This is a genomic window from Micromonospora sp. RHAY321 (assembly GCF_023896955.1).
Classification (GTDB): domain Bacteria; phylum Actinomycetota; class Actinomycetes; order Mycobacteriales; family Micromonosporaceae; genus Micromonospora.
Genome location: NZ_JAMHIW010000019.1, coordinates 70628 through 96054, shown reverse-complemented (window position 1 = coordinate 96054; position 25427 = coordinate 70628). Strand labels below are relative to the sequence as shown.

The window sequence follows — 25427 nt, the reverse complement described above, 5'->3', positions numbered from 1 at the left end:
ATCGGACGCTGACCGGCTGCTGATCACCACCGGTCAGGCTCGATGACGTACGACGGCGACGGGCACCTCCCCGCGCCGACCCCGCACCCACAGGAAGGTTCCCCCGTGGACCCCAGGATCAACGGATTCGACTACCGCCGGGTCACCGTCGCCGACGGCGTGACGCTGAACGTCGCCGTGGGCGGCTCCGGACCCGCTGTCGTGCTGCTGCACGGCTTTCCGCAGACCCACCTCATGTGGCGGCACGTCGCGGCCGACCTGGCCGCCGACCACACGGTCATCTGTCCCGACCTGCGCGGCTACGGCGACAGCGACAAGCCCCTCGACACCGACGGCACCGGGTACGCGAAGCGCACGATGGCCGCCGACATCGTGGCGCTGGCCGCCGCGCTCGGTCATGAGCGCTTCGCGCTGGCCGGGCACGACCGGGGTGCCCTGGTCGCGTTCCGCGCCGGCCTCGACCATCCGCAGGCGGTCAGCCATCTCGCCCTGCTCGACGTGGTGCCCACCCTGGACATGTGGGACGTGCTGCACGGCGCCAGCGCAGCGGTCGCCTTCCACCTGTACCTGATGGCACAGCCGCCCGGCCTGCCCGAGGAGCTGATCGGCGGCAGCCCGGACGCCTTCTTCGGCCACTTCCTGGACGTCTGGACGCGGGACCCGGAGGCGCTGCCGGCGGAGGTGCGCGCCGCGTACCTGAGCGCGTCCCGGGCCGCGATCACCTCGATCGTCGCCGACTACCGGGCGTCCGCCGGGGTCGACGTCACGCACGACACCGCGGACCGGGAGGCGGGTAACCGGCTGCGGATGCCGGTGAGCGTTCTGCAGCAGGACTGGGGCGCGGCGCTGGGCTACGACGCGGCCGCGGTGTGGCGGGCCTGGGCGCCGGACCTGGAGCACCGGACGGTCACCTGCGGGCACTTCATGGCGGAGGAGGCGCCCGCGGAGGTGGTACGGGCCCTGCGGGCCCTGCTCGCCCGGTAGCACTCCACCGCGCCGGCCCCCCGTCATGTCACTTTTCTGACACTGGTGGTCACTCAGCGACATGGCGGGCCGGCCCCCGCCTCCCTTCACCGGCTCCGCGCAGCCCAACCCGGACCTCGCTCTGGAAAATGGGCCTGACCTGCGGATATGCGACGTGACACCAGGTGGACGCTCAGTGGTAACCGGTGATACACAGGCAGTAACCGGCCAGCCAACGGCGGCGAGTCGCTCACCTCCTCGACCAAGGAGTCGCCGTGGGATACCTGCGCATCCGGTCCCGGCACCAGCCGTTCGAGGTGGCCGCCCTGGCCATGGCACCCATCTGCGGTGTTCTTCTGCTGGTGCTCGACGTCCGACCCACCTCGGTCCAGATGTCCATGCCGGTCCCGATCCAGGTCGGTTGGGAGATCGGTCTGATCGCGGTCGGCGTGGGCGGCCTGTCGGGCATCCTGTGGCCCGGCCGGCTCGCCACCGGGCTCGGCATCGAGCTCGCGTCGGTTCTGGTGTTCGGCACCATCAGCGGCATGTACACGATGGCCCTGCTGGTCGTCTCGGGTCGGCAGTCCGTCGCGGCAGCGTCGTTCATCACCGCGCTCGCGGTCGGGTCCCTGTGGCGGGCCGCTCAGATCGCCATCGACCTGCGCCGGCTGGCCCGGGCCATCCAGTGCACGAACGGCGAACCGATCAAGGACGGTGTTACGTGATCTCCACACCGGCGCCCGAAGCACCCCCGTGGCTGCAGGTGGCGCTCAGCGCATTCGGCATCCTCGGCGGCACCACCGGCCTGGCCGCCATCGCCACCGTGGTGGTGCAGCGGGGCAAGTTCAAGGCCGACGCGGCCGACACCCTCACCGAGGCCGCCCTCACCCTGGTGCAGCCACTACAGACCCGGATCACCGAGTTGGAGGAGCAGGCGCTGAGCGCCCGGTCCGAGCTGGGGTTGCTCCGCGAGCAGGTCAACCAGTTGCAGTTCGTGGTCCGCGTGCTCACCCGCACGCTGGACCGGTGGCGTGCCGCGATCCGCTCCCCCGACGCCACCCTGCGCAAGGTGCGGGCGGTGGTCGCGGAGTCCGAACGGCTGCCGGAGGACCGGTGAGGTTCGACTCGGGACGGTCCGTCCACCGCTCACGCACGGCCCTGGTCGCGTAGCCGCCCGGCGAGTTCGCGCACCGCCGCCCGGAACTCGGGATCGGACTCACCCGGTTGGTGCCCCCGCAGCAGCGGCGGCCGACGCTCCGACCCTGGCGGTGCCAGGTCCCTCGGGTCCCGCAGGCGGCGATCGACCCGCCCGGCGGGATCGTCGGCGTCCGGGGGTGGATCGCCGGGCCGGTGCGGCGCGAAGATCCAGCCGCCGACCGGATCGGTCTCCCGCCACAGGTTCAGCCACCGCCAGCCGATCCGCTCCCCCACCTCACGGAGCACCTCGTCGTTCAGGTACGCCGGAAACAGCCGGCCGTACAGCCGGCCCAGCGGGGACCCGTACGTGAGTAGCGCGACCCGTGGACGCACCTCCGGGGGCAGCCGCAGCACCGCGAGGGCCAGCAGCGCCGAGCCGTGGCTGTGCCCGCAGAGCAGCACCCCGGCGTGGCGCCCGGCGAGCTCGGTGATCCGGTCCACCAGCTCCGGCACCGCGCGGTCGGCGTAGCTCGGCGGCGCGAACGGGTGGGCGGCCCGTGGCCAGAAGGTCCCCAGGTCCCACAGGATCCCGACGTGCCGGCGGAACCACGCCGTCCGGTAGGCGAGGATCCCACCCAGGAGCAGGGCCAGCACCACGCTGGCGGTGAGGTAGCTGCCCACGGCGAGGCCGACACCAACGGATCCGGCGGGCAGCCCGAAGAGACGCCCCGCCAGCTCGTCCGGCTCGAACCCGGCCAGCCCCAGGACGCCCGTGGTCAGACCGATCGCCGCCAGCGCCGCGTACGCCACGGCGAGCATTCCCAGCCACTCGGTGAACCGGGCCCGGGCGATGGCCCTCGTCACCGTCCGCAGTTCCTCGGCGGCACCCGGTGGTGGTGCCGGGAAGTCCCCGGCGGTGATCGTCCTCGCGGCCTGCCACCTCGGGCGCCGCGACGTGAACGTCATCGCGCCGCCCAGCACCACCCCCGCGGTCACGTGGAGGAAGAAGGCCAGGATCGTCCACTGGTACGGCAGCGGCGGCCCGCCGTCGCCCTGGTAGCCGCCGAGCAACTGCCCGCTCTGGTAGACCAGGTCGGCGGAGAACGCGCCGGCCAGGCCGACCGCGATCGCCGCCATGACCGCCGCGCCGAGCCCGCGCGGCAGCGGGGAGCGACGGTCCCCCCGACCGTGGTGCCACAGCACCAGCACGCTCAACACCACCAGCAGTGACATCTGACCGAACATCGCCGTACCGACGATCTGGTCGTAGCCGGGCAGCCCGGGCGACGACGGCCAGTCCCGCCCGTCCATCGCGACGACGGCGAGCGTCGCCACACTCACGGCGTACGCCACCGCCCGTGTCGTCCCGGCGGTGCGGGTGGCCCCCCGCCCGGTCGCCGCACCGTCCAGCAGCCCGGGGACGGCGAGCAGGCCGACGCAGGTCACCAGCACCGCACCGGAGAGCGCCAGCAGGATCGTCGTCCACGCCGTCCGCCCGCCGGTGGAACGGGCGGCGAGCAGCATCACGTCGAGCACGGCCAGCGCGACGGCGACGTGGATCGCCCGCAACCGTCCCACCAGCGGCTCGACCGCCCACAGCGGGTGGCGGGGCGGACGGGGTCGGCGGTTGCCGAGCAGGCGGAGCAGGACGACGGCGGCGACCGGCAACAGGGCCAGCACCGCCAGTCTCTGCCCCATCTGCCGGCCGTCGAACTCGGCCGTCATGGTGAAGGGATCCGCGCACCGGGCGGCACCGAGACACCGCCAGGCGATCAGGTCGAGCGCGACACCGGCCATCGACAGCACGTACAGCGCGGTGAGGTTGAGCGCGAGGAGCCGGCACAGCACGGTGACGCCGGAACCGATGCGCCGGCCCGCCGGTCGCATCCAGACCGCCACGTTGCTGAGCATGAACGGCAGCAGGAAGACCAACGACAACGTCCGGCCCACGGTGCCCGACGGCAGATCGCCCCACCGGTACGCCTCCAGCGTCACCCCGTCCGGGTCGGCGTCGCCGGGCTGCTCGGGCACCGGGCGGTGGAAGCCGCCGCTGCGGTCGCCGGCGACCTGCCGGACGTGCGTCCGGTAGAGGACCCGCTCCGGGCGCGCCCCGGAGACGCCGTGCACCCGCAACTCCACGATGTCGTGCCGCTCCGGTCCGGCGCGGCGCGGTGAGCCCTCAGGCATCGGTGGGCCGTCCGCGGTTGTCCCCGCGCTGCGGCAGCCGCCCGGGAAGCCCGTCAGCCATCGCCATCCTTCCCGGCCTCCGATGCCACCGCCGTCCCAGTCGTACCACCCGGACGGACGGGCCGGGCGGGTTCCGCCGGGTACGCCGTGACTCGGGGCGGATCACATTAGAGTCGCCCGTGTCCGCAGCGGTGCCGCGTACGAGACCAGGGGGAGTCGTGGCGAGAGAACCCGGCGACGCGTCGGCGCCGAGCGTGAAGCGCACCGAGCTGCAGCGTCACCCAGCCTCCGTGCCCGGCCGCCTGATCGTGCAGACGCTCTTCGAGATACCGGTCGGGCTGGCGTCAGGACGGCACAGCCACCCCGGCGAGGAAGTGGGTTACCTCATCCGTGGCACGGTCGACATGGAGTTCGACGACCGGCCGACGTTGACCATCCACGCCGGCGAACCGTTCCTGATCCCGCCCCGGACGATCCACAATGCCCGCAACGTCACCGACGACACCACCACGATGATGCTGTCGACGTACGTCGTCGAGGCCGACGAGCCCCTGGTGACGCAGTACCCCTGACCGGATGACGCCGGCTCGCGCTACCCGGCGGCCGCCCGCTCGGCGACCACCACCGAGATACCGTCGAGGACGCGTTGCAGGCCGAACTCGAAGGCGTACTCCGGCCCGTACGCCGCGCCGTGCTGCTGGCCCGCCGCGGTGCCGACCCGCGCGGCGGTCGGGTAGCTGCCGGCCGTCATGTACGTCTCCAGCCAGGGTGCGTGCGACTGCCACCACTGGCCGTCGGTCATGCCGGTCTCCCGCTCCAGGTCGACCACCTCGGACGCGGCGCGCGCGGCGCTCTTCACGTGCCCGAGCACCAGGGTGAGCACCGCGTCCATCTCCACGTCGGTGAGCCCGATGTCGGCGACCGCGGTGAGCTCGTGGTCGTACTTGGCCAGCAGGTGGGGGCCGAGCACCGGCCGGGTCGTCTCGGCTCGCAGCATCCACCGGTGGCGCTGGTAGAGCGCGAGGTTGTCCCGGGCGATCCGCTCCAACCTGGCCCGCCAGTCCCCGGCGACGGCGGTGCGGGGCATCTCGCCGTACGCGGTGTCGATCATGACGTCGACGAGTTCGGCCTTGCCCGGCACGTAGGTGTAGACCGACATGGTGCCGACGCCCAGCGCCTCGGCCACCCGGCGCATGGTCAGCGCGTCGAGACCCTCGGCGTCGGCGATGCCGATGGCGGCCCGGACGATCCGGTCGACGCTGAGCCCCGGGCCGGCGCTGCGGCTGGTCGGTTCCCGGGTGCGCCACAGGATGGCCAGGCTGCGGGCCGGGTCCGCCGTCGCCTTGCGCTCACTCGCCATGGTGCGGCAATCCTAACAACGCGTGCGTACGCCGTACGCCGCCGCCGACCCGGCCTGGTCACACAGCCTCCTGGTCGTCGCGCAGCGCCGGGCCGGCGGCTGCCGGCACCAGATGACGCACCTCCGGTTCGCCGTCGGTCAGCTCCCGCGCCCGCTCCTCGGCCTCGCGGTCCTCGCCCGTCAACCGGCCGCCGTGCTGGCGCAGGTGCTCGCCCCACGACGGCACCAGGTAGACCTCCACGAAGCGGTCCGTGGTCTCGGCCGGCCGGAACAGCCCCCACCGCATCGCGCCGGTCCGCTGGCGAGCGCCACGCACCACGTCCATCGCCGCGAGGAACGGTTGCGCCCGCTCCGGCCGGACGACGTACTGCACCGTCACCAGCACCGGCCCCACCCCGGGGTCCGGCTCGCGCGCCAGGTGCAGTTGCGGCCAGTAGGCCGCCGGGTCACGGTTCACCGTCCGCAGGTCCGGTAGCGGCCATATCTGGCTCGTCACGGTGCCGACCAGCATCAACGCCGCCGCCGCGAGGTAGGCGAGGACCAGCCCGGCCACGTCGGCCAGGAGCCCCCAGACGAGCGCGCCGACCGCCTGCCCGCCGGCGAAGCACACCTGGTAGACGGCCAGTCCCCGGGCGCGCACCCAGCTCGGCAGGAAGAGCTGCATCTCGGCGTTGACGTTGGCCAGCACCGTCACCCAGGCCATCCCGGCGGGCAGCAGGGCGACGAGCACCAGCGGCACCACCCGCACCGTGGCGACGACGGTCAGCGAGATGGTGAACAGCACGCCGGCGATGAGCAGGAGCTGGTTCGCCGACAGCCGGGTCCGGATCGCGGCCAGCAGCAGTCCCCCCGCGACGGCTCCCACCCCGAGCGCGGCCAGCAGCAGGCCGTACCCGCCGGAGCCCAGCCCGAGCTGCCGCTCGGCCACCAGCGGTAGCAGCGCCCAGAGCGCGCTGGCCGGGACCACGAAGACCAGCGCGCGGCGGAGCAAACGACGCACCGTCGGCGAGTGCCGCACGTAGCGGCCACCGGCGCGCAGCGCGGCGGCGAACCGCTCGGGTACCTCGACCGCACGGGCGTTGCCGGGACGCCAGCGCGCCAATGCGTACGCGAAGATCAGGAACGCGAGGGCATTGAGCGCGAAGACGGGGGCGACCCCGGTGCGCGCGATCAGCACGCCGGCCACCGCCGGCCCGACGGCCCGGGCCGCGTTCACGCTGATCGAACCGAGCGCCGAGGCCGACCGCAGCTGGTCCTGCGGCACCAGTTCCGGAATCACCGCGGCCCACGCCGGCAGGGTGAGTGCCTGCCCGACCCCGAACGCGAAGGTGAGGGTGAGCAGCAGCGCCGGTGGCATCCGGTTGGTGGCGGTGAGCAGGGTCAACGCCACCGCGACCGCCACCAGAAACAGCTGCACGGCGATCAACAGGTGCCGGCGGTCGAAGTTGTCGGCCAGTACGCCGGCGGGCAGCGCCAGCAGCAGCACCGGCAGCAGGCTGGCGGTCTGGACCAGGGCGACCAGGGTGGAGGCGTTGGGGTGGTGGATCAGCAGCCACTGCGCGCCGACCGTCTGCATCCAGGTGCCGACGTTGGCAGCGAGCAGGGCCAGCCACAGGTTGCGGTAGACCGCGGTCCGCAGCGGTGCCCACGCGGAGGCCGGACGGTCGTCGGGTCCGGCTGCGGCCGTCACCACCGCCCGTCCGCGCGCAACACGCGCTCGCCGGACACGAAGAGGTCGTCGGGTTCGAGCAGCAGCAGCCGGACGACCTCGGTGGCGACCTCTTCCGGCAGGGCGTACACCTCGTCGAGGAACTCGGCGCCAACCCGTTCCTGCAGGCGGGTCGGCATCGGCCCGGGATGCAGCTGCATCACCTTCACCTGGTTGCTGTGCTGGGCCTCGGCCAGGGAGTCGACCAGGCTGCTGCCGTAGCTCTTGGTGGCCCGGTACACCGGGATGCCCGGCCGTGGCGCGGCCAGCGCCGTCGCCCCGACGTACACCACGTTCCCGTGGCCCTGCCGGTGCAGGTGCTCCAGCGCCTCCCGGAGCAGGTACGTGATGCCCAGGACGTTGATCTCCACGGCCCGCCGGATGTGCTCCACCGGAAGGTCCATCAGGTCGCCGCCCGCCCACATCGACGCGCAGGCCGCCATCCCGTCGAGCGGACCGTAGCGTCTCACCACCTCGGCGAACCCGTCGCGGACCTGCTCGTAGGAGGAGATGTCGCAGACCACCCCGTCGCACCCCAGCTGATCGGTCGTCGCGGCGACCTCGGCGGGTACGTCGCCGAATACCACCACCTGGTGCTCGTCAACCAGCAGCCGGGCCACCGCGAGGCCGAGGCCGCTGGTGCCGCCGACCACCACGAAGGTTCTGGCACTCATGTCTCTCCCGCCGCCGCGAGCACAGCTCACGCGGGTCGCGTGATGGCACGTTCTTCCCTTTTCCCAAGCCAGCACACCTGTTCGGCGGGTAGTGCTGGGCATACCCCTAAAGTGGATCTGGACGGCTGGGGCGTCCGCTCGCCCGCGATTAGCGTCTGTGGCATGACCCCGGAACTCCCTTCTCACCTGGCCGAGGCGCTGCGTCGCCGCGGCTGGCTGATCTCCGCCTGGCCCTGGCGCGCGCTGGTCTACCTCGTCAGCACCGTGCCCATCGCCGGCGTGCTGTCCGTCGGGCTGCTCGTGGTCGTCGGGCCGCTGCTGGCCGCCCTCAACGCGGTATGGCTGCACGGTCGGCCGCCGGAAATCCCGCTCATCCTGTTCCTGGTGGTCGGCAGCCTCACCCTGCTGGCGCTGGCGCCGATCGTGAGCTTCCCGGTGGCCGCCGTCGAGCGGTGGCGGCTCGGCCTCGTCGACGGCCGACCGCTGCCTCCGTCGCCGTGGCAGGGTCTGGCCGCCCGCTACCGCACGGCCGCCGGCTGGCGGGAGGTGGCGTACCTGTTCTGGCTGGGCGGGTTCGTGCCGGTCGCGTACTGGGTCCTCCTGCTGCTGGTTCTCCTCGACCTCGGGCTGGTCACCAGCCCCTGGCTCGCCGGCGACGACAACCAGCCGGTCGTGATCTGGCGCACGGTGAGCAGCCCCGGCGAGGCCGTCCCGTACGCGATCGTGGGCGTGCTGCTCATCCCGGTGCTCTGGTACGTGGCGGGCCTGCTCGCCGCCGTCCAGGCCGCCGTGGCCCGGTGGGCGCTGGCCTGGCCGGTCGACGCGGCGGCGCTGCGCGAGGTCGCCCGGTCCCGGACCCGGCTGGTCGGGGCGTACGAGGCCGAACGTCGTCGGATCGAGCGTGACCTGCACGACGGTGCGCAACCACGGCTGACCAGTCTCACCCTCCAACTGGGCCTGGCCCGGCTGGACGTCCCCGAGGACTCCCCGGCGGCCCGGCCGCTGTCCGTCGCCCACGACCAGGCCCGGGGTCTGATGGTGATGCTTCGGCAGTTGGTGCAGGGCATCCGTCCGCAGAGCCTCACCGACCTCGGCCTGGCCGGCGCGGTGCGGGAGTTGGGCGACGCGGCCACCGTCCCGGTGACCGTGCGCGCCGACCTCGACGGCGAGCTGCCGGAGATCGTCGAGACCACCGCCTACTTCGTGGTGTCCGAGGCGCTGGGCAACGTGGCCCGGCACGCCGGGGCCAGCCGCGCCGAGGTGCACCTGACCAGGGGCGGCGGGGATCTCGTCGTCGAGGTCTTCGACGACGGCCACGGCGGCGCCGACCCGTCCCGGGGTACCGGCCTGACCGGCCTCGCCGACCGGGTCGCCGCGGCGGACGGGCGGCTGCTGCTGTCCAGCCCGCCCGGCGGGCCCACGCTGCTGCGGGTGGAGCTGCCGTGCCGTCGGTGACGCGGGTGGTGCTCGCCGAGGACGAGGTGCTGCTGCGCGAGGGTCTGGTCGCGCTGCTGACCCGCTTCGACTTCGCGGTGTGCGCCGCCGTCGGCTCGGCGCCGGAGCTGCTGGACGCCGCCCGCACCCACCGGCCGGACCTGGTGCTGACCGACATCCGGATGCCACCCGGCCGGCGGGACGACGGGCTGCGCGCGGCCGTCGCGCTGCGCGCCGAGCGGCCCGAACTGCCGGTCGTGGTGCTCAGCCAGTACGTGCAGACCGGGTACGCCGCGGCGCTGCTGGACAGCGGCGACGGCCAGCGGGTCGGCTACCTGCTCAAGGACCGTGTGGCGGAGGTGACCGAGTTCGTCGACACCCTGCGCCGGGTCACCGCCGGTGGCACCGCCATCGACCCGGACGTGGTCCGGCAACTTCTGCACCGCCCGCGCGACCCGCTCGCCGCGCTCTCCGCCCGGGAACGGGAGGTGCTGGCGCTGCTGGCCGAGGGCCGGTCCAACGCGTCGATCGCCGCCCGGCTGCACGTCACCGAGGCGGCGGTCGGCAAGCACGTCGGCAACATCCTGCTGAAGCTCGACCTGCCGCCCAGCGACGACACCAACCGTCGGGTGCTCGCGGTGCTCACCTACCTGCGGGCCGATCCCGTCCCCTGAGCAGCGCCGGGTCCGGGTCGGGCCCGACCGGCCGGGGCGTAGATTCGGTCAGCGGTACCGCCGTCACCGGGGCGCGGGCCGGGAGACGGGAGTACGGCATGGCGGAGGCGCTGCGGGTCGGTCTGCTGGGGTACGGGCTGGCGGGCCGGGTGTTCCACGCGCCGCTGATCGCCGCGACACCCGGGCTGCGGCTGGACGCCATCGTGACGCGTGATCCGCAGCGGCGCGAGCAGGCCCGGCAGCAGCACCCGGACGCCCGCCTCGTCGACGACGTCGACGAGCTGTGGCGTACGCCGGACGCGCTGGACCTGGTGGTGGTGGCGACGCCGAACCGGCAGCACGTGCCGATGGCCCGGGCCGCGGTGACCGCCGGCCTGCCGGTGGTGGTGGACAAGCCGCTGGCCCCCACCGCCGCCGAGAGCCGGGCGCTGGTCGAGGAGGCCGACCGCCGGGGCGTGCCGCTGACCGTGTTCCAGAACCGCCGCTGGGACGGCGACTTCCTGACCGCCCGCCGGCTCGTGGAGCAGGGCGAGTTGGGACGGGTGCTCCGCTTCGAGTCCCGGTTCGAGCGTTTCCGTCCGACGATCAAGCCGGGCTGGCGGGAGCTCGCCGGTCCCGAGGAGGCCGGCGGGGCCCTCTTCGACCTCGGCGCCCACCTCGTCGATCAGGCGGTGCAGCTCTTCGGCCCGGTCGACCGCGTCTACGCGGAGGTGGACCGGCGGCGCGCCGGCGCCGAGGTCGACGACGACGCGTTCGTGGCGTTGACCCACGCCAACGGTGTGCACTCGCACCTGTGGATGGGCGCGCTGACCGCTCAACTCGGGCCCCGGCTGCGGGTGCTGGGCGACCGGGCCGGCTACACGACGTACGGGCTGGACGTGCAGGAGGCGGCGCTGCACGAGGGCGGCCGTCCGGACCAGCCGGGCTGGGGCGAGGTCCCGCCGGAGCGGTACGGCCTGCTCGGCGTCGACGGTGACCTGCGGGCCGTGCCCACCGTGCCCGGCTCCTACCAGAGCTTCTACCAGCAGGTGGCGACGGCGCTGCGGGACGGCACGGCGATGCCGGTGGATCCGCGGGACTCGGTCGCCACCGTCGAGTTGATCGAGCTGGCGCACCGCTCGGCGGCAGAGGCCGCCGTGCTCCCCGTTCCGTCCGCCTGACCGCCCGCCGGGGCCGACTGGGACTCGTCCTAGTCGGCCTCGCGCTCGGTCAGAGCGTCGTCCGACACCCGGGCGTCGTCGTCGGTCAGCGCGTCGTCGGTCAGCGCGTCGTCGTCGGATCGGCCGGCGAACCGGGCCAGCCGACGTTCGGCCTCCCGAACCTCGTCGGTGATCTCCGGGTTCTGCTCGTCGGGATCCTGCGACATGGGACCTCCATCCTGCCTACCCCCGGTTGTACCCCGCCTGGGCGGCGGACACGGGCGGTGTGCAGCAATGGCACGCGAGCAACCCTTGACCAGTTGATGCTCAGCGGTCGAGTCGAGCACCGGGCCGGCCGACGATCGCACCGGGCGGGAGCCCAGGAGCGTTGCCGGCCCGGCCCGGTGCCGGATCAGCGCTTCAGTTCGCGCCAGGATGGGTGGGTGCCGCGCCACGCATCGGCGAGGATGGCCGCCGAGGCCCGGCTGGGGCACTGCTGCACCCGCTCACGACCCGACGCCCCACCGATCTGGGCGCGGACCTCCCAACCCTGCCCGTCAGTACGGATATACACGTCCCGGCGCCCGCGCGGGGTCGTGTCTCCGTTCCACCAGTGTTCCTCCACCATCATTCGCCGACCGTATAGCAAATTACGGCCAAGGGGTACGTCGCAGGTGGGCCGTTACCGCATCAATAACCGCAATTCAGTCACATTTCAAGCCGGCCGCCGACAGGGAGGAACCGTCTCGGCGATTCCCTCACGTCCTGAGCAACGAATCAGACTCGATTCGGGTGCCGTTGTGCGGGCTCCACGTTCATCCCTGGGCGGTGAGCAGGTAGTCGTCGGCTTCGGGGCTCCACCGTAGGTCGACCGCGCCACCGGTGGCCGCGGCCTTGCAGAACTGGAGGAAGCTGCGGTAGCCGAGCTTCTTCTCGCTGAAGTCGGGACGTGCCCGGCGGAGCTGGTTCTTCAGCCCGGACAGCGCCACCGGGTTGCCGCTGCTGCCGAGGTCCGCCACCACGCCACGGAGCAGGCCGAAGGCCACCTCCCGGTCGCCGTGCTCGGGCAGCGAGACCTCGGGGTCGCCCTTCGCGGGCCCCTCGGCCAGCTCGATCACGTTGTGGCCGGCGAGGTGGCGCAGCAGTTCGCCAAAGGTGCGGAAGCCGTAGTCGGACTCGCTGAACGTCGGGTCCTTGCGCAGCAGGGTGCGCTTGAGTCGCGAGGCGGTCACCTCGCCGCTGGCGCTGCCCTGCAGCCCGGCCACCGTCTGGGCCACCAGCACGGCGAGGGCGTCCACGTCCCGGTCGGGCTCCTCCCCCGCCGGCCGGCGCTCCACCTCCGGCTCGGGCTGCTCGCGTTCCGGCTCGGGCGCCCGCTGGTCCTGGCCGGGCTGCCGCACCGGACGGCCGCGACGGCTGCTGGTCGGCGGGATGTCCACACCCTCCAGCCGGTCGTAGTAGAGGAACTCGTCGCACGCCGGAGGGAGCAGCGCCGACGTCGACCCCTCGACACCGACGCCGATGACCCGCTTGTTCAGCTCGCGGAGCTTGTGGACGAGCGGCGTGAAGTCACTGTCGCCGCTGCAGATCACGAAGGTGGAGATGTAGTCGCGTTCGAAGGCCAGCTCGATCGCGTCGACAGCCATCTTGATGTCGGCCGCGTTCTTGCGGGAGGCGCCCATCCGCTGCGGGATCTCGATCAGCTCGACGTGCGACCGCGTGAGCATCCGGCGGTCCTCGTCGAAGTAGGACCAGTCGGCGTACGCCCGCCGCACCACGACCCGCCCGCGCTCGGCGAGTGCGTCCGCGATGGGCCGGAAGTCGAAGGCCGCGCCGCCACGGTGGTCGCGCGCCCCCAACGCCAGGTTCTCGTAGTCCAGGAAAAGGGCGATCCGGTCTTCTTGATCCACGCCGGCCAGCGTACGCCGGGCGCGACCCGCCCGGGCTCAGGCGGCGCACGACACGTCGATCCGGTGACCGTTCAGTTCTTGCGATCAAACTGTCGCTTCTTTTCGTTGTTCGATTGGTGTCTTGCAGCGCAGTGTTCGGTGCTGCATCATGACGATCAATGTCGGGCGTCAGGGGGAGCGCCGGGCGGACCTCCACCACCACCCACACAGGAGGGTCACCGATGTTTCGGTTCATCATGCCGGCGCGGGGGCGCCCGGGCCGGCCGGCCGCCACCGCGCTCGCACTCGCGACCGCCGTCACCACGCTGGTCGCCGGGCCCGCCGTAGCCGTTGCCGCTCCACCCACGCCATCCGGAGCAGCGCCGGTGGTCACCCGGGCCGCCCTCGACCCCGCACTGGTCGCCGGACGCGGCGCCGACGTCGACTTCGTCGAGCAGGAAGCGGAGAACGCCCGCACCAACGGCGAGATCATCGGCCCCGACCGGTCCGCCTACACGCTGCCCGCGGAGGCCTCCGGCCGCCGGGCCGTCCGGCTCACCCCCGGCGAGTACGTGGAGTTCGCCCTGCCCAGCGCGGCCAACGCGATCACCGTGCGGTACAGCATCCCGGACGCGCCCCGTGGTGGCGGGATCACCGCGCCGCTGGGCGTCGCGGTCAACGGCAGGCACGTGCGCAGCATGACGCTGACCTCGCAGTACTCCTGGCTCTACAACCAGTACCCGTTCTCCAACGACCCCCAGGCCGGGCTGTTGCACCCCGACTGGTGGATCACCGAGTGCTCGTGCGTGCCGTCGGCCACCACGCCGTACCCGACCATCACCACGCCGTTCCGGCCCACCCACTTCTACGACGAGCAGCGGCTCCTGCTGGGGCGCACCTACCGGGCCGGTGACCGGATCCGGCTCACCGCACCGGCCGGCAGCGCCGCCGCGTGGACCGTCATCGACCTGCTCGACTCCGAGCTGGTCGCGCCGCCGCACATCCGGCTGCTCGCGGCGAACGTGCTGGCCTTCGGGGCCGACCCGACCGGCCGGCGCGACTCCGCCGACGCCCTGGACCGCGCCATCGCGTTCGCCCGCCGCGCCCACCTGAAGGTGTACATCCCACCGGGCACCTACCAGGTCAACCGGCACATCATCGTCGACGACGTGACCATCGAGGGCGCCGGCAACTGGTACACCACCATCAAGGGCCGGCAGGTCGCCCTGCCGACGCCCGCGCCGGACGGCTCGGTGCACACCGGCGTCGGCTTCTACGGCCGGGACGCCGCCGACGGTGGCAGCCGCAACGTCCACCTCTCCGGCTTCGCCATCGAGGGCGACGTCCGGGAGCGCATCGACACCGACCAGGTCAACGCCATCGGCGGTGCGATGAGCGACTCGACCATCGACGGGCTGTACCTGCACCACACCAAGGTCGGCCTGTGGTTCGACGGTCCGATGACGAACGTGCGCGTCACCAACAACATCATCGTCGACCAGATCGCCGACGCGCTCAACTTCCACACCGGCGTGACCGACTCGCTCGTCGCGCACAACTTCGTCCGCAACACCGGCGACGACGGGCTGGCGATGTGGTCGGAGAAGACGGCCAACACGCGGAACACGTTCGACCACAACACCGTGCAGTCGCCGACCCTGGCCAACGGCATCGCCATCTACGGCGGCACGGACAACACCGTCTCGCACAACCTGATCGCCGATCCGGTCCGTGAGGGCAGCGGCATCCAGGTCGGTTCCCGTTTCGGCGCGGAGCCGTTCACCGGGCACCTCTGGATCACCAACAACACCACCGCCCGGGCCGGCACGTACGAGCTGAACTGGAACATCGGTCTCGGCGCCATCTGGTTCTTCGCCCTGGACCGGAGCATCGACGCGAGGATCGAGGTGGTCGGTGACGCCTACCTCGACAGCACGTACAACGCGATCATGCTGGTCAGCGACTGGCCCGTGAAGGATCTCCACTCGATCACCAACGTGCACTTCCGGGACATCCGGGTCGACGGCACCGGCACCTCGGTGGTCAGCGCCCGGTCGGCCGGCTCGGCCTCGTTCGCCAACGTGGACGCTCGCAACGTGGGTGCCGTCGGCGTCAACAACTGCGGGTCGTTCCACTTCACCCCGGCCGGCTCGGAGTTCGCGCTGACCGACCTGGGCGGCAACGACGGCGGCTGGTTGGCCCCGTGGCTGCTGCCGAACACCATCACCTGCGACGACCGGCCGCCGGTGTCGCCGCCCCCGCCACCGGCCCCCTGGTGACGGCGACGGGGGCCCGGATGTCCGGGCCCCCGTCCGCCCTCAGGTGTCCAACCGCTGCCGGGCCAGGAACTTCGGCACCACCATCCGCCATGCCTCGGTGACCAGCTCGGTCATGTACGCGTGCTCCAGCCGGGCGGTGTGGCAGCACACCCAGTGGAAGCGGAGGTCGGACTCGCCGGGCAGGAAGAACAGCTCCGGCTCGGCGGCGACCAGCGCGGCCCGCTCCTGCTTCGGGAAGCCGAAGCCCATCGTCGACTCGTCCCGGGAGAAGGCGACGTAGACGATCGACCCGACGCGGAACTTCACCCGGTCCCGGATCAGGTGCTCGCTGCTGCGCGGCAGCGTCCGGGCGAGGGCCCGGACGTCGGCGACGGTGACCACGCCCCGACCGTAACGGCCGGCCGGTCCGCCGTCGAGCCGCTGCGGGAAGGCCCGGTCGCCCCGGCCCGTCAGCGCGCCCGGGCGTACGCCAGGGGCACGGTCGTCGGCTGCCCGTCCCAGTTGCCACTGAGGACCGCCCCGGCGGCATCCGTGGCCAGGGTGCCGGGCCGGCGGACGACCAGCAACTCGACGGAGTCGGTGACGATGAGGGTGGCGTCCTCGTCGACCACCGGTCCCCCGTCACCGACCGGGGGCACCCCGGCACCGCCGGCCACGATGGTCATGGTCGGCTCGCGCAACTCGCGTCGGCCGTCGACCTCGAAGTACTGCTCCGCCTGACCGGTGCCGGCGAGAATCGCGTCGGCCAGCGCCGCCGCGTACACCGGGTCCGCGCAGCCGTCGTACACCCAGCGCGGGCCGAGCACCGAGTGCTCGGTGGTGCCGACGAGCCAGTCGTCGGCACCGTCCAGGGGCTCGGCGCGGTAGGTGAGCGGAACCTGGTGGACCGGCCCGTCGGCGGTGCCGACCAGCATCGTCTCGATGCCCACGGCGCCGGCGGGGTCGTCGAAGCGGTAGGCGCCCCGGCTCAGCACGTCGGCGCCGACCGGCCCCCGGTACCACGGTTGACCGGGCAGCCAGGTCGCCAGCAGGTCGAGTTTCGAGGGGCGCAGGGTCGCCCGGTGCAGCAGTGCCATGCCGCCAGCCTAGGGACGACCGACCGGCCGACCGACCTCGGGTCGGGCCGCTTTCGGCCCACGGTCACAGGCCCGCGCACGGGTTGCCGCCCACTGTGCAGCTCTCCGGCTCCCGGGCCTTGGGGCGGCTGTCGCGGACTTCGAAGCGGAACGTGTGCGACCCGCCGGCCGGCACGGCCGGCCCGGTGAAGGTGAGCGTCCGTCCCTCCCGCCGTACGTCGGCGCCGTCGACATCGTCGACGCTGCTGTCCTCGGGGAGGGTGACCACCACGGCCCAGTCCGCCACCGGCGCGCCACCCGGGTTGCCGACCACCACCTCACCCGTGTAACCGAACAGTCGACTGGAGTCGGTGCGGTAGCCCGCCGTCATCGGTGGCGGCGCCGGGACCGGGGCGAGGGTGGGCGACGGCTTCGCCGCCGGCGTCCGGCTCGGTCGGGGGGTCGCCGATGCGACGGTCCGCGAAGGGCGTGCCGAGGCCACGGACCTCGGTGTGCCGGTGGGCGCGACCGCCGCCCCGGTCGACGACGACGTCGGCGACGGTGTCGCCGGGGCCGGTGCGGCGGCGCTGTCCGGCTCGCCCGGCAACGTGACCCACGCTGCCAGCCCCGCGACCAGTACGGCCCCGGCCAGCACCGCGACCACCGTGCGGCGGCGGCGTGCCCGGGCCGGGCCGGTGCCGGGCGCGCCGATCGTCGGCAGTTCGGTGGTCATGCCGACCTCGCCGCGACTCAGGTCGACCTTCTGGAAGGCGAGCCAGTCGAGAATGGCCGGCAGGCGCACGGTCAGGGCCTGCCGGAGCTGCTGCTCGCGCGGTTCGTGCTGCTCGGCGGACCAGACGCCGTGCGTCGTGACCTCCCGGACCGCCAGCCGGCAGCCCTGCTTGGTGGCGGTGACGGTGCAGGTCAGCTCGGTGAGCCGGCCGGCCTCGTCGCACCGCAACGCCAACAGCTCGGGCATCCGTCGCTCGGTCACCTCGACCTCGACGTTGGCGTCGAAGCCGGGCAACCCGGCCGTCTGCAGCACCAGCCGGTCCGGCACCCCCGCCACCGTCTCGGCCTCGGCGAACCACCGGCCGAGCAGCTCCGGATCCGTCAGTGCGAGCCAGACCCGGTCGGGCGGGTGGGACAGGTCGACCTGCGCGCCGATCTCGATCACGGCGCGACTCTACGGGTTTCGTGTCCGGCCCGTCCCGCCCGGCCCGGGCCGTCGTCGGTGACCCGTCAGCCCCAGCGTGCGGACCGGTCCGCCGCCGCCGCCAACGCGGCCCGGGCACCGGCGCTCAGCTCGGCGACCAGTTCGGCCGCCGGCACGTCCCGGGCGAGGGCGTGCGCCTGCCCGGCCCAGAGGTTGGCCACCGAGGCGTCGCTGTCGCGTCGGGCGGCGGTGAGCAGCGGACGCGTCAGGTGCAGCACCTGCGGGTAGCCGGAGGGTGCCGCCGCGTCGTGCCGGCGCAGGAATTCGTTCACCACACCGCGCGCCCGCTTGCCGGTGTACGCCCGGGTCAGGGCAGTCGGTGCCGAACTGGCCACCGCCACCCGGTGCATCGGCGAGGTGCCGGCCTCGGGGCAGCGCAGGAACGCCGTACCGAGTTGCGCGGCGGCGGCGCCGGCGGCCAGCACGGCGGCCACCCCCGGGCCGTCGACGACGCCCCCGGCCGCCACCAGCGGGCGGTCGCAGCCGGCGGCGACCAGCCGGAGCAGCGGCAGCAGCGCGTAGTCGTCGTCGTCCGGGAGGCCGCCGCGGTGCCCGCCGGCCTCGGTGCCCTGCACCACCACGACGTCCACGCCGAGTTCGGCGGCGGTTGTGGCGGCGTCCGGCCGGGTGACCGTGGCCCACACCTCGGTGCCCCGCTCGTGCAGGGCGGCCACCGCGGCACGGTCGGGCAGCCCGAACGCGAAGGACACCACCGGGACCGGTTCGGCGAGCAGCAGGGCGAGCTTCTCCGGGTACCCGTCGTCGCCGCCCGCCGGCTCGCCCAGGGTGACCCCGTGCTGACCGGCCTCCGGGGCGAGCCGGTCCGCGTACGCCCGGATGGCGGCCTCGTCCACTGTGCCGGGGCCGGGCAGGAAGACGTTGACCCCGAACGGCCGGTCGGTGCGCCCGCGAACCTCGGCCACGTCGGCGCCTAGCCGGCCGGCGTCGATCATCCCAGCGGCGAGGAAGCCCAACCCGCCGGCGGCGGAGGCGGCCGCCACGAGCGCTGGCGTGGACGGACCGCCGGCCATCGGGGCGACGACGATCGGGTGGCGCAACACGGACAGCACGGACATGCACCCATCCTGTCGCATCGGCCCGGTCGCCCGGGTGGGGGTGCGCCGGCCCGGTCGGCCGTCTGCGGCGGGTGAGCCACGGCGGCTGGCCGCGCCCGCCCGTCGGTCACCGACGGGCGGCGCGCCGCGACCGGAGCAACCCGGCCAGCCCGAGCAGCGCCAACAGCGTCCCGGCGCCTGCCGCGATCGGCCAGATCCGGTTGGCGGTGGCGACCACCTCGCCCTCCGGGCGGGCCGGGGTGGCCGCCACCGGGCCGGCGGTGGTCGGCTCCGGGCGGCGCGGGGAGGCGGCCGGCGCCGTCGAGGCGGGGTACCGCAGAACGGTCGGGCGGGTGCCCGCCGGCTGGTCGGCGGACTCGGAGACCGTGAGCAGGGAACGGCCGTCCCGGCTGTAGGTGATCGACTCGCCCTGTGGCTCGTCCGGCAACGGCGTGACCCGTGGCGTGCCGGTGGTCAACGCGGCCACCACGTCGCCGTCGGGCACGTCGTACTCGAACGCGTCGGCGTAGCTGCGCAGCACCACCCGGCGCCCGTCCGGTGCGTTCGCCGCGCCGGTGACCACGCCCCGACCGAGGAAGGAGTACGGGTTGCTGGTCGTGCTGTTCGGCAGGTCCACCTGGCCGACCGGGGCCAGCGGCGTGGTCGCGGCCGGCCGCAGCGCGGTGGCCGGCGCGTACAGCGAGACGCTGCCGCCGCCCTTCGTGATGATCAACGGCCGGCCGCCGGCGTCGATCAGCAGTGCCTCCGCGTCGTGCGGGCCGTCCGGGTAGGTCATCCGGTGCAGCACCGGCCGGTCCGCGTCCGGCGCGAGCCGCCACAGCGCGACGGTCTCCCGGGAGCGGTCGTTGTCGCCGATGTCGGCGACCCAGACGGTGCCGTCCGGGCCGACCGCCAGGTCCTCGGTGTCCCGTGGCCGGGAGGGGTAGCCGACCGTGCGCACCACCGCGCATCGCCGGTCGAGGAAGAAGATGCGGCGGTTGGCCTCACTGTCGGCGCCGTCGTTGACCACCACGTACCCGGTGTCCGTGGCGGCCATCCCGGAGATCTCGGTGAGCCGGTCGTCGCGCACCTCGCACACCGGCGTCCCGGCCCCCGGCGCGCCGGCCACGGCCGTGCCCGGTGCCGGCGCCACCGCGCCGACGAGGGCGGTGACCAGTGCCGCACCGGCGCGAGCGTGCCGCTGCCGTACCCCCATCGCCCGTCCTCCTCGTCGCGGCCGTGGCCCGGCCGCCCCGCCAATCCTGGCTGATCCCGCCCGCCGGTGGTGCCCGTCGGCGGGACCGGACCCGATCCTTGCTCATACATCGATGATCTATCTATAGTGCCGGCATGCCAGGCATGCGCGAGCCGACGTTCCTCATCCTCACCGCGCTCGCCAACGGTCCACGGCACGGCTACGGGATCGTCCGTGAGGTCGCCGACCTGTCGGCCGGGCGGGTCACCCTGCTGGCCGGCACCCTCTACACCGCCCTGGACCGGCTCGCCGCCGAAGGGCTGATCGCGCACGACCACGACGAGACCGTCGACGGGCGGCTACGCCGCTACTACCGGCTCACCGGCGGCGGCATCACCGCACTCGAGGCGGAGACGGCCCGGCTCCGCCAGCTCACCACCGCCGCCGAGGCGCGGCTGCGTCACCTGCGTTCCCGCCCCGCCTGACCTTCGAAGGATGGCCATGCCGACGACCGAGGTGTTGGCCCGCCGGTACCGGCGGTTGCTGCGCTGCTACCCCCGTGACTGGCGACGGGCCCGTGCGGCGGAGGTGATCGCGCTGCTGCTCGACGCGGCACCGGCCGGCCGCACCCGGCCCACCGCCCGGGAGGCCGTCGACCTGGTCCGGGCCGGGCTGCGCTGCCGGCTCGGCCGCCCGGCCAGCCGCACGGTCGTCGCGTGGGCCGCGCTCGCCACGGTCATCTGCGGTCTCTTCGCCGGCGCGTTGGCCAGCCGTGCCGCCTGGGAGACCTCTCGGCCCCAACCCGACCGGGCCGAGGCCGCCGCCATCCTGAGCGAGGTCTTCCCCGGCCACGACCTCGGCGACATCGACACCCCGCCCGCGCTCTTCGTCGTCTACGGGCACCCGCTGACCCTGCGTAACGTCAGGTCGGTGCTGCTCGGCGACGGCGGCGAGTATCAGGAGAGCGCCACCGGCGCCGGCGCCACCGGCGCACCGCCGGTGCCCGCCGAGCAGATCGTCGCGGTGGCCCGGCTACGCCTGACCGATGGCGGCTGGCGGGTGTACGACCCGGAGGTGTCCGGCGGCGTGAGCTGCGCGGACAAGCTCTGCGCGACCCCCATGGAGATCACCGACACCACCCTGGTCGCCCGACGTGGCGACACGATCCTGAACGCCTCGATCTCCTCCCAGACCGCCGTCGACGCCACCTACCTGGCGGTCGAGTTGCACCGGGCGCCACCGCCGGCCGTGGTCCCGGCCGGGGTGCTCGGCGCGCTGCTGGGAGCGGCGGCCGGTTGGCTGGTCTTCGGCTGGGCCAGCCGACGCACCGAGGGGCGCCGGGTGAGCGGCACGGCGGCGAGCATCCTGTTCGGCGTGACGATGGTGCTGTGGTGGCTGCCGGTGCTGCTGACCGCGCCGTACCTGTTCACGCACCACCTCGCCGAGCCGCACCCGGCGTGGCACCCACCGTGGGAGTGGCTGGGCCAGCCGACGGCCTCGCTGCTGTTCCTGGTCGGCGCGGTGTGCGCGCTGCTGGCGCTGGGGCTGGCCGCGGGGCCGCGCCGGGACCGGTCCCCCGTGGCGCTGGTCGGCTGACCCGCGCGCCACCGGGAACCGGCCCGCGACCGCTACCGCACGGCCCAGCGCTGGGCGCCGGTGCCGTTGCAGGTCCAGAGCTGGACCCTCGTGCCGTTGGCCGTGGCGGAGGACGCCACATCGACGCACTTGCCGGCGGCGGTGAGCACGATCGCCCCGTCCGCGCGGAAGGTGAAACGCTGCGCGCCGGTGCCGTTGCAGGTCCAGATCTGCACGGTGGTGCCGTCGGCGCTCGCCCCGCCTGCCACGTCCAGGCACCGGTCGCCGTAGACCCGCAGCTCCCCGGCGGCGGTACGCGTCCAGCGCTGGTTGGCGCCGCTGTGGCAGTCCCAGATGATGGTGGCCGCGCCGGCGGTGGTGCTGGCGCCGGAGACGTCGAGGCAGCGCCCGGAGTTCGGATTGACCAGACCGACGGGGCTGCCGACCGGCGGTCCGGACGGCGGGATGAGGCTGCCGGGCACGGATCGCAGCGCGTCGTACCAGCGGGCCGCCATCTTGTCGTAGCCGCCGGCGTTCGGGTGGACGCCGTCGGCGAGGTCGGCGGTGGTGAGGGCGGCGTGCATGTCGACCAGGTGCACCCGGCTGCCCTTCTGCGCCACGATCCCGGGGATCGCCGCGTTGTACGCCTGCACCCGCGCCTCCCGGGTCGGGTCGGTCTCCGGGGTGATGGTGGCGACGAAGAGCTCCGCCTCGGGTGCCGTCGACCTGATCTTGTCGATGAGGGCGGAGAGCCGGGCCGGCGCGTTGGCCAGGTCGTAGTTCTGGTTCACGTCGTTGGTGCCGATGTGCAGCAGCACGGTACGAGGGGTGGTTGCCTGCAACCAGGCCACGATGTTGGCGTCGAGCTGGTCGATGCGCCAGCCCGAGTGGCCCTCGTGGTCGTGATCGCCGAGGCTGGCGGGCCCGTTGTACTGCGAGCCGACGAAGTCGACGGTGTAGCCGCCGCCGGCCAGCCGCTGCCACAGGTTGATCCGGTACCCGCCGGGCACGTTGAACCCGTCGGTGATCGAGTCACCGAGCGGCATCACCCGTACCCCGCCGTTCGACTCGGCCTGTGCGGGTGCGACCTGGGCCAGCGCCAGCACGGCGCCGAGGACGAGCCCGAAGCCGCCGGCGGCGGCCCGTCGTGCGTTCCATCGCATGGTTGATCCCTCTCCTCACCGGTCGTCCAGGGACCTCGGTGGTGGTGCCGTCCGCCGAAAACGACGCCCACAGCTGGACGTACTCATCGATGCTTGGCTATGGGTGGGTGGTCCGGGCCGACCGGGCGCGGTCGGGAGCCGAACGCCGTGCTGGCTGCGCCGAGCGGTCGACCGGCGCCGGACGCCCGGGCGTCCGGGCGTCGCGCGCTCCATTCAGGACGGCAGAGGGTTATGCGCCGGCCGGCGCCCGGGTACGGTCCAGATGACCGCGGTCACGGCAGGCGCGGACGACGGCGGCCCCGCGTCCGGCGCCGGTCGGGCCGGCCGGCACACGGAGGGGAGCCCAGGTGCGGATCAGAGCGGGGTTGTGCGTCGCGGTGATGCTCGCGACCGGGATGGTCACCGCGACACCGGCCGCCGCCGCGCCGGCCGACAGCGCCACCGTGGTGCCGATCCAGGTCACCGGTGACCCGGCGAAGCGGTTCAACCTGGTGCTGCTGGGCGACGGCTACACCGAGGCCGACCTGCCGACGTTCCGGTCGCACGTGGAGCGGCACCTCAACACGCTGTGGACGATCGAGCCGTTCAAGTCCTACCGCAGCTACTTCAACGTCTACGCCGTCGAGATCGCCTCCGCCGAATCCGGGGTGGACTGCGACCCCGGCCTGTCCGCGCCGCAGCGGGAGACGGCGCTGGACATGGGCTTCTGGGGTGGCTGCAACCCGGCGAGCGTGCAGCGGCTGCTGACCGTCGACGGCGCGGCGGCGAACGCGTACGCCGACCTGGCCGCCGGGACCAACCCGGGTAACCGGCAGCTGATCGCGCTGGCCAACAGCGACACCTACGGCGGCGCGGGCGGCCGCAACGCGACCGCCTCCGGCGGCAACGCCCTCTCCGCGCTGATCAGTCCACACGAACTCGGGCACTCGCTCGGCGAGTTGCAGGACGAGTACGACTACTACGGCCGTGGCGTGCCCGGCGACACGTACACCGGGCCGGAGCCCGACTCGGTGCACCACACGGTGCTGACCGAGCAGCAGATGCGCGACACCCGGGCCAAGTGGTGGCGCTGGCTGGGCGAGCCGAGCGAGTCCGGCGGCACGATCGGTCGCTACGAGGGTGGGCTGTACCTCCAGCGCGGGGTGTGGCGGCCCAGCCGGCACTCGATGATGAAGTCGCTGGGCTTCTACTTCGACCAGGTCGCCCGGGAGCAGATGACCGAGCGGATCGCCGCCCGGGTCGGCATCCTGGAGGGCGGCACGGCCACCGACCAGCCGGTCGGCGCGGACCGGGTGCTCTGGGTGGACACCCTGCACCCGGTGAGCCACGCGCTGGCCGTCAGCTGGGCGGTCGACGGCAGGGCGGTGCCGCGTACCGGCAATGCCCGCCACCTGGACCTGCGGAAGCTGCGGCTGGGGCCCGGGCGGCACACGGTCACCGTCACGGTGACCGACCCGACCTCGTTCGTCCGCGACCCGGCGGTCCGCAACTCCCCCGCGCTGACCCAGACCCGCTCCTGGACCGTGGACACCGGAGTGCACACCCCGCCGGTGGCCGAGCCGCTGACGATCACCGGATCCACCGCCACGGACCGACCGGTCGGTGCGCGCGACGTCGTGTACGTGCGGACCAGCCAGCCCTCCGACCGCGTGCCGGGCGTGCGCTGGTCGCTCGACGGCCGGCCGGTGGCCGACGCCGGCAACGATCGGGACCTGGATCTGGGCAGCCTGCGCCTGTCGCGCGGCACCCACCGGCTGACCGCCCGCGTCAGCGACCCGGTGACCCGGGAGGCGGTGACCCGCACCTGGACGGTCGACGCGACCCGGCCCGAGGTCGGGTACGCCCTCTCCGAGCCACTGCTCACCACGACCCGGCCCGGCCGACCCACCGAGTACGTGTACAACGGCCCGTTCACCATGGGGTTGACCGGCACCGACGACGGCACCGGGCAGGTGACCTCGGAGTTCCGGCTCGACGGCGACGGCTGGCACAACTACTACGGCTGGCCGACCGACGCCCGGTCGCCGTTCCTGTTCACCGCCACCGGCACCGACGTGGACGGCCTGGTCTACGGCAACCTCGGCTCCGGCGGCCTGTCGGTGTCTCCGTTCGCCGAGCGGTCCCCCGGCTACGGCCGCCACACGATCGAGTACCGGGGCATCGACGCCGTCGGCAACGTCGGCACGGCCCGCTCGTTCGTGGCCACGCTGATCCCGTCGCCGCCGGCCTGCACCAGCGTGGTCTCCGGCCGGCACGCCGGTCCCCTGGTGGTGACCAGCGGTGTCACCTGCCTGCGCGCGGCGACCGTGTCGGGCGGGGTGACCGTCCGACCCGGCGCCACCCTGGTCGCCGAGCGGTCCTCGATCGCCGGGAGCCTCGTGTCGGCCGGCGCCACCGCCGTCGAGGTGCTGAACACCGACGTGCGGGGCGCGGTGACGCTGGCCGGCACCACCGACCACGTCACGGTGGTGGGGGCGCGGGTGAGCGGTCGACTGGTGCTGAGCGGCGCCGGCACCGCGACGGCGCCGATCCTCTCCGGCGGCCAGGTGGGCTCGCTGGTCTGTTCGGGGCCCGGCCCGGCGCCCGTCGACCTCGGTTCCCCGACCACGGTGCGCGGCGCGACCTCGGGCCGGTGCGCGCACCACGGTTGAGGCGCGGATGCCCGCCACCAGGCGTGAGTCGGACGGTGGCGGGTAGGCGAGCGCCCGGCGGGATGGTCGGCTC

Annotated in this window: 24 protein-coding genes; 11 read left to right on the top strand and 13 right to left on the bottom strand. The window is 73.6% G+C overall.

Annotated features, from left to right (window positions below):
• The first annotated feature begins 105 nt into the window (after positions 1–105).
• The 3 genes from M8C17_RS27810 (at position 106) to M8C17_RS27800 (ending at position 2080) form a co-directional block, all read left to right on the top strand.
• A complete protein-coding gene (locus M8C17_RS27810; RefSeq protein WP_252419527.1) occupies positions 106–984 on the top strand; it encodes an alpha/beta fold hydrolase in 879 nt (292 codons plus the stop codon).
• Between the two features lie 254 nt (positions 985–1238).
• On the top strand, positions 1239–1688 hold the full coding sequence (locus M8C17_RS27805; protein WP_252419526.1) for a hypothetical protein: 450 nt from the start codon (positions 1239–1241) through the stop codon (positions 1686–1688).
• Entirely contained in the window at positions 1685–2080 is a 396-nt protein-coding gene (locus tag M8C17_RS27800) for a hypothetical protein (RefSeq protein ID WP_252419525.1), read from the top strand. The genes M8C17_RS27805 and M8C17_RS27800 overlap by 4 nt, the downstream gene beginning before the upstream one ends.
• A gap of 29 nt (positions 2081–2109) precedes the next feature.
• Here M8C17_RS27800 and M8C17_RS27795 read toward each other — a convergent pair whose 3' ends face one another.
• A complete protein-coding gene (locus M8C17_RS27795) occupies positions 2110–4287 on the bottom strand; it encodes a hypothetical protein (RefSeq protein WP_252419524.1) in 2178 nt (725 codons plus the stop codon).
• 218 nt (positions 4288–4505) lie between these two features.
• Here M8C17_RS27795 and M8C17_RS27790 point away from each other — a divergent pair, with 218 nt between their 5' ends.
• Complete coding sequence (locus M8C17_RS27790; RefSeq protein WP_252419523.1) at positions 4506–4859, top strand: cupin domain-containing protein; 354 nt, start codon at positions 4506–4508, stop codon at positions 4857–4859.
• Positions 4860–4879: 20 nt separating this feature from the next.
• On the opposite strand, the gene M8C17_RS27785 is transcribed toward M8C17_RS27790, so the two are convergent.
• From M8C17_RS27785 to M8C17_RS27775, 3 genes are read right to left on the bottom strand one after another with little or no spacing between them, the layout of a single operon-like run.
• Complete coding sequence (locus M8C17_RS27785; RefSeq protein ID WP_252419522.1) at positions 4880–5647, bottom strand: TetR/AcrR family transcriptional regulator; 768 nt, start codon at positions 5645–5647, stop codon at positions 4880–4882.
• A gap of 58 nt (positions 5648–5705) precedes the next feature.
• A complete protein-coding gene (locus tag M8C17_RS27780) occupies positions 5706–7340 on the bottom strand; it encodes an MFS transporter (RefSeq protein WP_252419521.1) in 1635 nt (544 codons plus the stop codon).
• Positions 7334–8029 carry an SDR family oxidoreductase gene (locus M8C17_RS27775; protein ID WP_252419520.1) on the bottom strand — a complete coding sequence of 232 codons (696 nt, stop codon included), beginning with the start codon at positions 8027–8029 and terminating at the stop codon, positions 7334–7336. The genes M8C17_RS27780 and M8C17_RS27775 overlap by 7 nt, the downstream gene beginning before the upstream one ends.
• 162 nt (positions 8030–8191) lie before the next feature.
• Between M8C17_RS27775 and M8C17_RS27770 the strand changes: the two genes are divergently transcribed.
• From M8C17_RS27770 to M8C17_RS27760, 3 genes are all read left to right on the top strand, one after another.
• Positions 8192–9484, top strand: coding sequence for a sensor domain-containing protein (locus M8C17_RS27770; protein ID WP_252419519.1), 1293 nt, complete (start codon positions 8192–8194; stop codon positions 9482–9484).
• Positions 9472–10137 carry a response regulator transcription factor gene (locus M8C17_RS27765; RefSeq protein WP_252419518.1) on the top strand — a complete coding sequence of 222 codons (666 nt, stop codon included), beginning with the start codon at positions 9472–9474 and terminating at the stop codon, positions 10135–10137. The genes M8C17_RS27770 and M8C17_RS27765 overlap by 13 nt, the downstream gene beginning before the upstream one ends.
• A gap of 98 nt (positions 10138–10235) precedes the next feature.
• A complete protein-coding gene (locus M8C17_RS27760) occupies positions 10236–11297 on the top strand; it encodes a Gfo/Idh/MocA family oxidoreductase (protein ID WP_252419517.1) in 1062 nt (353 codons plus the stop codon).
• A gap of 29 nt (positions 11298–11326) precedes the next feature.
• Here the strand turns inward: M8C17_RS27760 and M8C17_RS27755 are convergent, their stop codons facing one another.
• From M8C17_RS27755 to M8C17_RS27745, 3 genes are all read right to left on the bottom strand, one after another.
• Positions 11327–11503, bottom strand: a complete 177-nt coding sequence (locus M8C17_RS27755) for a hypothetical protein (protein ID WP_252419516.1) — start codon at positions 11501–11503, stop codon at positions 11327–11329.
• Between the two features lie 185 nt (positions 11504–11688).
• Positions 11689–11907, bottom strand: coding sequence for a hypothetical protein (locus M8C17_RS27750; RefSeq protein WP_252419515.1), 219 nt, complete (start codon positions 11905–11907; stop codon positions 11689–11691).
• Positions 11908–12091: 184 nt separating this feature from the next.
• On the bottom strand, positions 12092–13186 hold the full coding sequence (locus tag M8C17_RS27745) for a PIN domain-containing protein (RefSeq protein ID WP_252419514.1): 1095 nt from the start codon (positions 13184–13186) through the stop codon (positions 12092–12094).
• Between the two features lie 221 nt (positions 13187–13407).
• Between M8C17_RS27745 and M8C17_RS27740 the strand changes: the two genes are divergently transcribed.
• Positions 13408–15444, top strand: coding sequence for a glycosyl hydrolase family 28-related protein (locus M8C17_RS27740; protein ID WP_252419513.1), 2037 nt, complete (start codon positions 13408–13410; stop codon positions 15442–15444).
• A 39-nt stretch (positions 15445–15483) separates the two neighbouring features.
• On the opposite strand, the gene M8C17_RS27735 is transcribed toward M8C17_RS27740, so the two are convergent.
• From M8C17_RS27735 to M8C17_RS27715, 5 genes are all read right to left on the bottom strand, one after another.
• Positions 15484–15825 (bottom strand): MmcQ/YjbR family DNA-binding protein, encoded by a 342-nt coding sequence (locus M8C17_RS27735; RefSeq protein ID WP_252419512.1) that lies wholly within the window; start codon positions 15823–15825, stop codon positions 15484–15486.
• A 68-nt stretch (positions 15826–15893) separates the two neighbouring features.
• Positions 15894–16520 (bottom strand): hypothetical protein, encoded by a 627-nt coding sequence (locus M8C17_RS27730; protein ID WP_252419511.1) that lies wholly within the window; start codon positions 16518–16520, stop codon positions 15894–15896.
• Between the two features lie 64 nt (positions 16521–16584).
• Positions 16585–17676, bottom strand: coding sequence for an SRPBCC domain-containing protein (locus M8C17_RS27725; protein ID WP_252419510.1), 1092 nt, complete (start codon positions 17674–17676; stop codon positions 16585–16587).
• 65 nt (positions 17677–17741) lie between these two features.
• Positions 17742–18791 (bottom strand): nitronate monooxygenase, encoded by a 1050-nt coding sequence (locus M8C17_RS27720; RefSeq protein ID WP_252419509.1) that lies wholly within the window; start codon positions 18789–18791, stop codon positions 17742–17744.
• 106 nt (positions 18792–18897) lie between these two features.
• Positions 18898–19986: a hypothetical protein gene (locus M8C17_RS27715; protein ID WP_252419508.1), complete on the bottom strand. Its 1089-nt coding sequence runs from the start codon at positions 19984–19986 to the stop codon at positions 18898–18900.
• A 143-nt stretch (positions 19987–20129) separates the two neighbouring features.
• Here M8C17_RS27715 and M8C17_RS27710 point away from each other — a divergent pair, with 143 nt between their 5' ends.
• Both M8C17_RS27710 and M8C17_RS27705 read left to right on the top strand, forming a co-directional pair.
• A complete protein-coding gene (locus tag M8C17_RS27710; RefSeq protein ID WP_252419552.1) occupies positions 20130–20450 on the top strand; it encodes a PadR family transcriptional regulator in 321 nt (106 codons plus the stop codon).
• Between the two features lie 16 nt (positions 20451–20466).
• The gene (locus M8C17_RS27705; RefSeq protein ID WP_252419507.1) at positions 20467–21561 is read left to right on the top strand and encodes a hypothetical protein; all 1095 of its coding nucleotides are present in this window, start codon (positions 20467–20469) and stop codon (positions 21559–21561) included.
• A 32-nt stretch (positions 21562–21593) separates the two neighbouring features.
• Here the strand turns inward: M8C17_RS27705 and M8C17_RS27700 are convergent, their stop codons facing one another.
• A complete protein-coding gene (locus M8C17_RS27700; RefSeq protein ID WP_252419506.1) occupies positions 21594–22703 on the bottom strand; it encodes an RICIN domain-containing protein in 1110 nt (369 codons plus the stop codon).
• A 347-nt stretch (positions 22704–23050) separates the two neighbouring features.
• Here M8C17_RS27700 and M8C17_RS27695 point away from each other — a divergent pair, with 347 nt between their 5' ends.
• Positions 23051–25354: a M64 family metallopeptidase gene (locus M8C17_RS27695; RefSeq protein WP_252419505.1), complete on the top strand. Its 2304-nt coding sequence runs from the start codon at positions 23051–23053 to the stop codon at positions 25352–25354.
• The last annotated feature ends 73 nt before the right edge of the window (positions 25355–25427 follow it).

Coding starts and splice junctions, on each gene's coding strand:
- M8C17_RS27760 (WP_252419517.1), top strand. CDS start 10,236: ATGGCGGAGGCGCTGCGGGTCGGTCTGCTGGGGTACGGGCTGGCGGGC.
- M8C17_RS27700 (WP_252419506.1), bottom strand. CDS start 22,703: ATGCGATGGAACGCACGACGGGCCGCCGCCGGCGGCTTCGGGCTCGTC.
- M8C17_RS27755 (WP_252419516.1), bottom strand. CDS start 11,503: ATGTCGCAGGATCCCGACGAGCAGAACCCGGAGATCACCGACGAGGTT.
- M8C17_RS27710 (WP_252419552.1), top strand. CDS start 20,130: ATGCGCGAGCCGACGTTCCTCATCCTCACCGCGCTCGCCAACGGTCCA.
- M8C17_RS27775 (WP_252419520.1), bottom strand. CDS start 8,029: ATGAGTGCCAGAACCTTCGTGGTGGTCGGCGGCACCAGCGGCCTCGGC.
- M8C17_RS27750 (WP_252419515.1), bottom strand. CDS start 11,907: ATGATGGTGGAGGAACACTGGTGGAACGGAGACACGACCCCGCGCGGG.
- M8C17_RS27730 (WP_252419511.1), bottom strand. CDS start 16,520: ATGGCACTGCTGCACCGGGCGACCCTGCGCCCCTCGAAACTCGACCTG.
- M8C17_RS27705 (WP_252419507.1), top strand. CDS start 20,467: ATGCCGACGACCGAGGTGTTGGCCCGCCGGTACCGGCGGTTGCTGCGC.
- M8C17_RS27740 (WP_252419513.1), top strand. CDS start 13,408: ATGTTTCGGTTCATCATGCCGGCGCGGGGGCGCCCGGGCCGGCCGGCC.
- M8C17_RS27795 (WP_252419524.1), bottom strand. CDS start 4,287: ATGCCTGAGGGCTCACCGCGCCGCGCCGGACCGGAGCGGCACGACATC.
- M8C17_RS27770 (WP_252419519.1), top strand. CDS start 8,192: ATGACCCCGGAACTCCCTTCTCACCTGGCCGAGGCGCTGCGTCGCCGC.
- M8C17_RS27715 (WP_252419508.1), bottom strand. CDS start 19,986: ATGGGGGTACGGCAGCGGCACGCTCGCGCCGGTGCGGCACTGGTCACC.
- M8C17_RS27785 (WP_252419522.1), bottom strand. CDS start 5,647: ATGGCGAGTGAGCGCAAGGCGACGGCGGACCCGGCCCGCAGCCTGGCC.
- M8C17_RS27720 (WP_252419509.1), bottom strand. CDS start 18,791: ATGTCCGTGCTGTCCGTGTTGCGCCACCCGATCGTCGTCGCCCCGATG.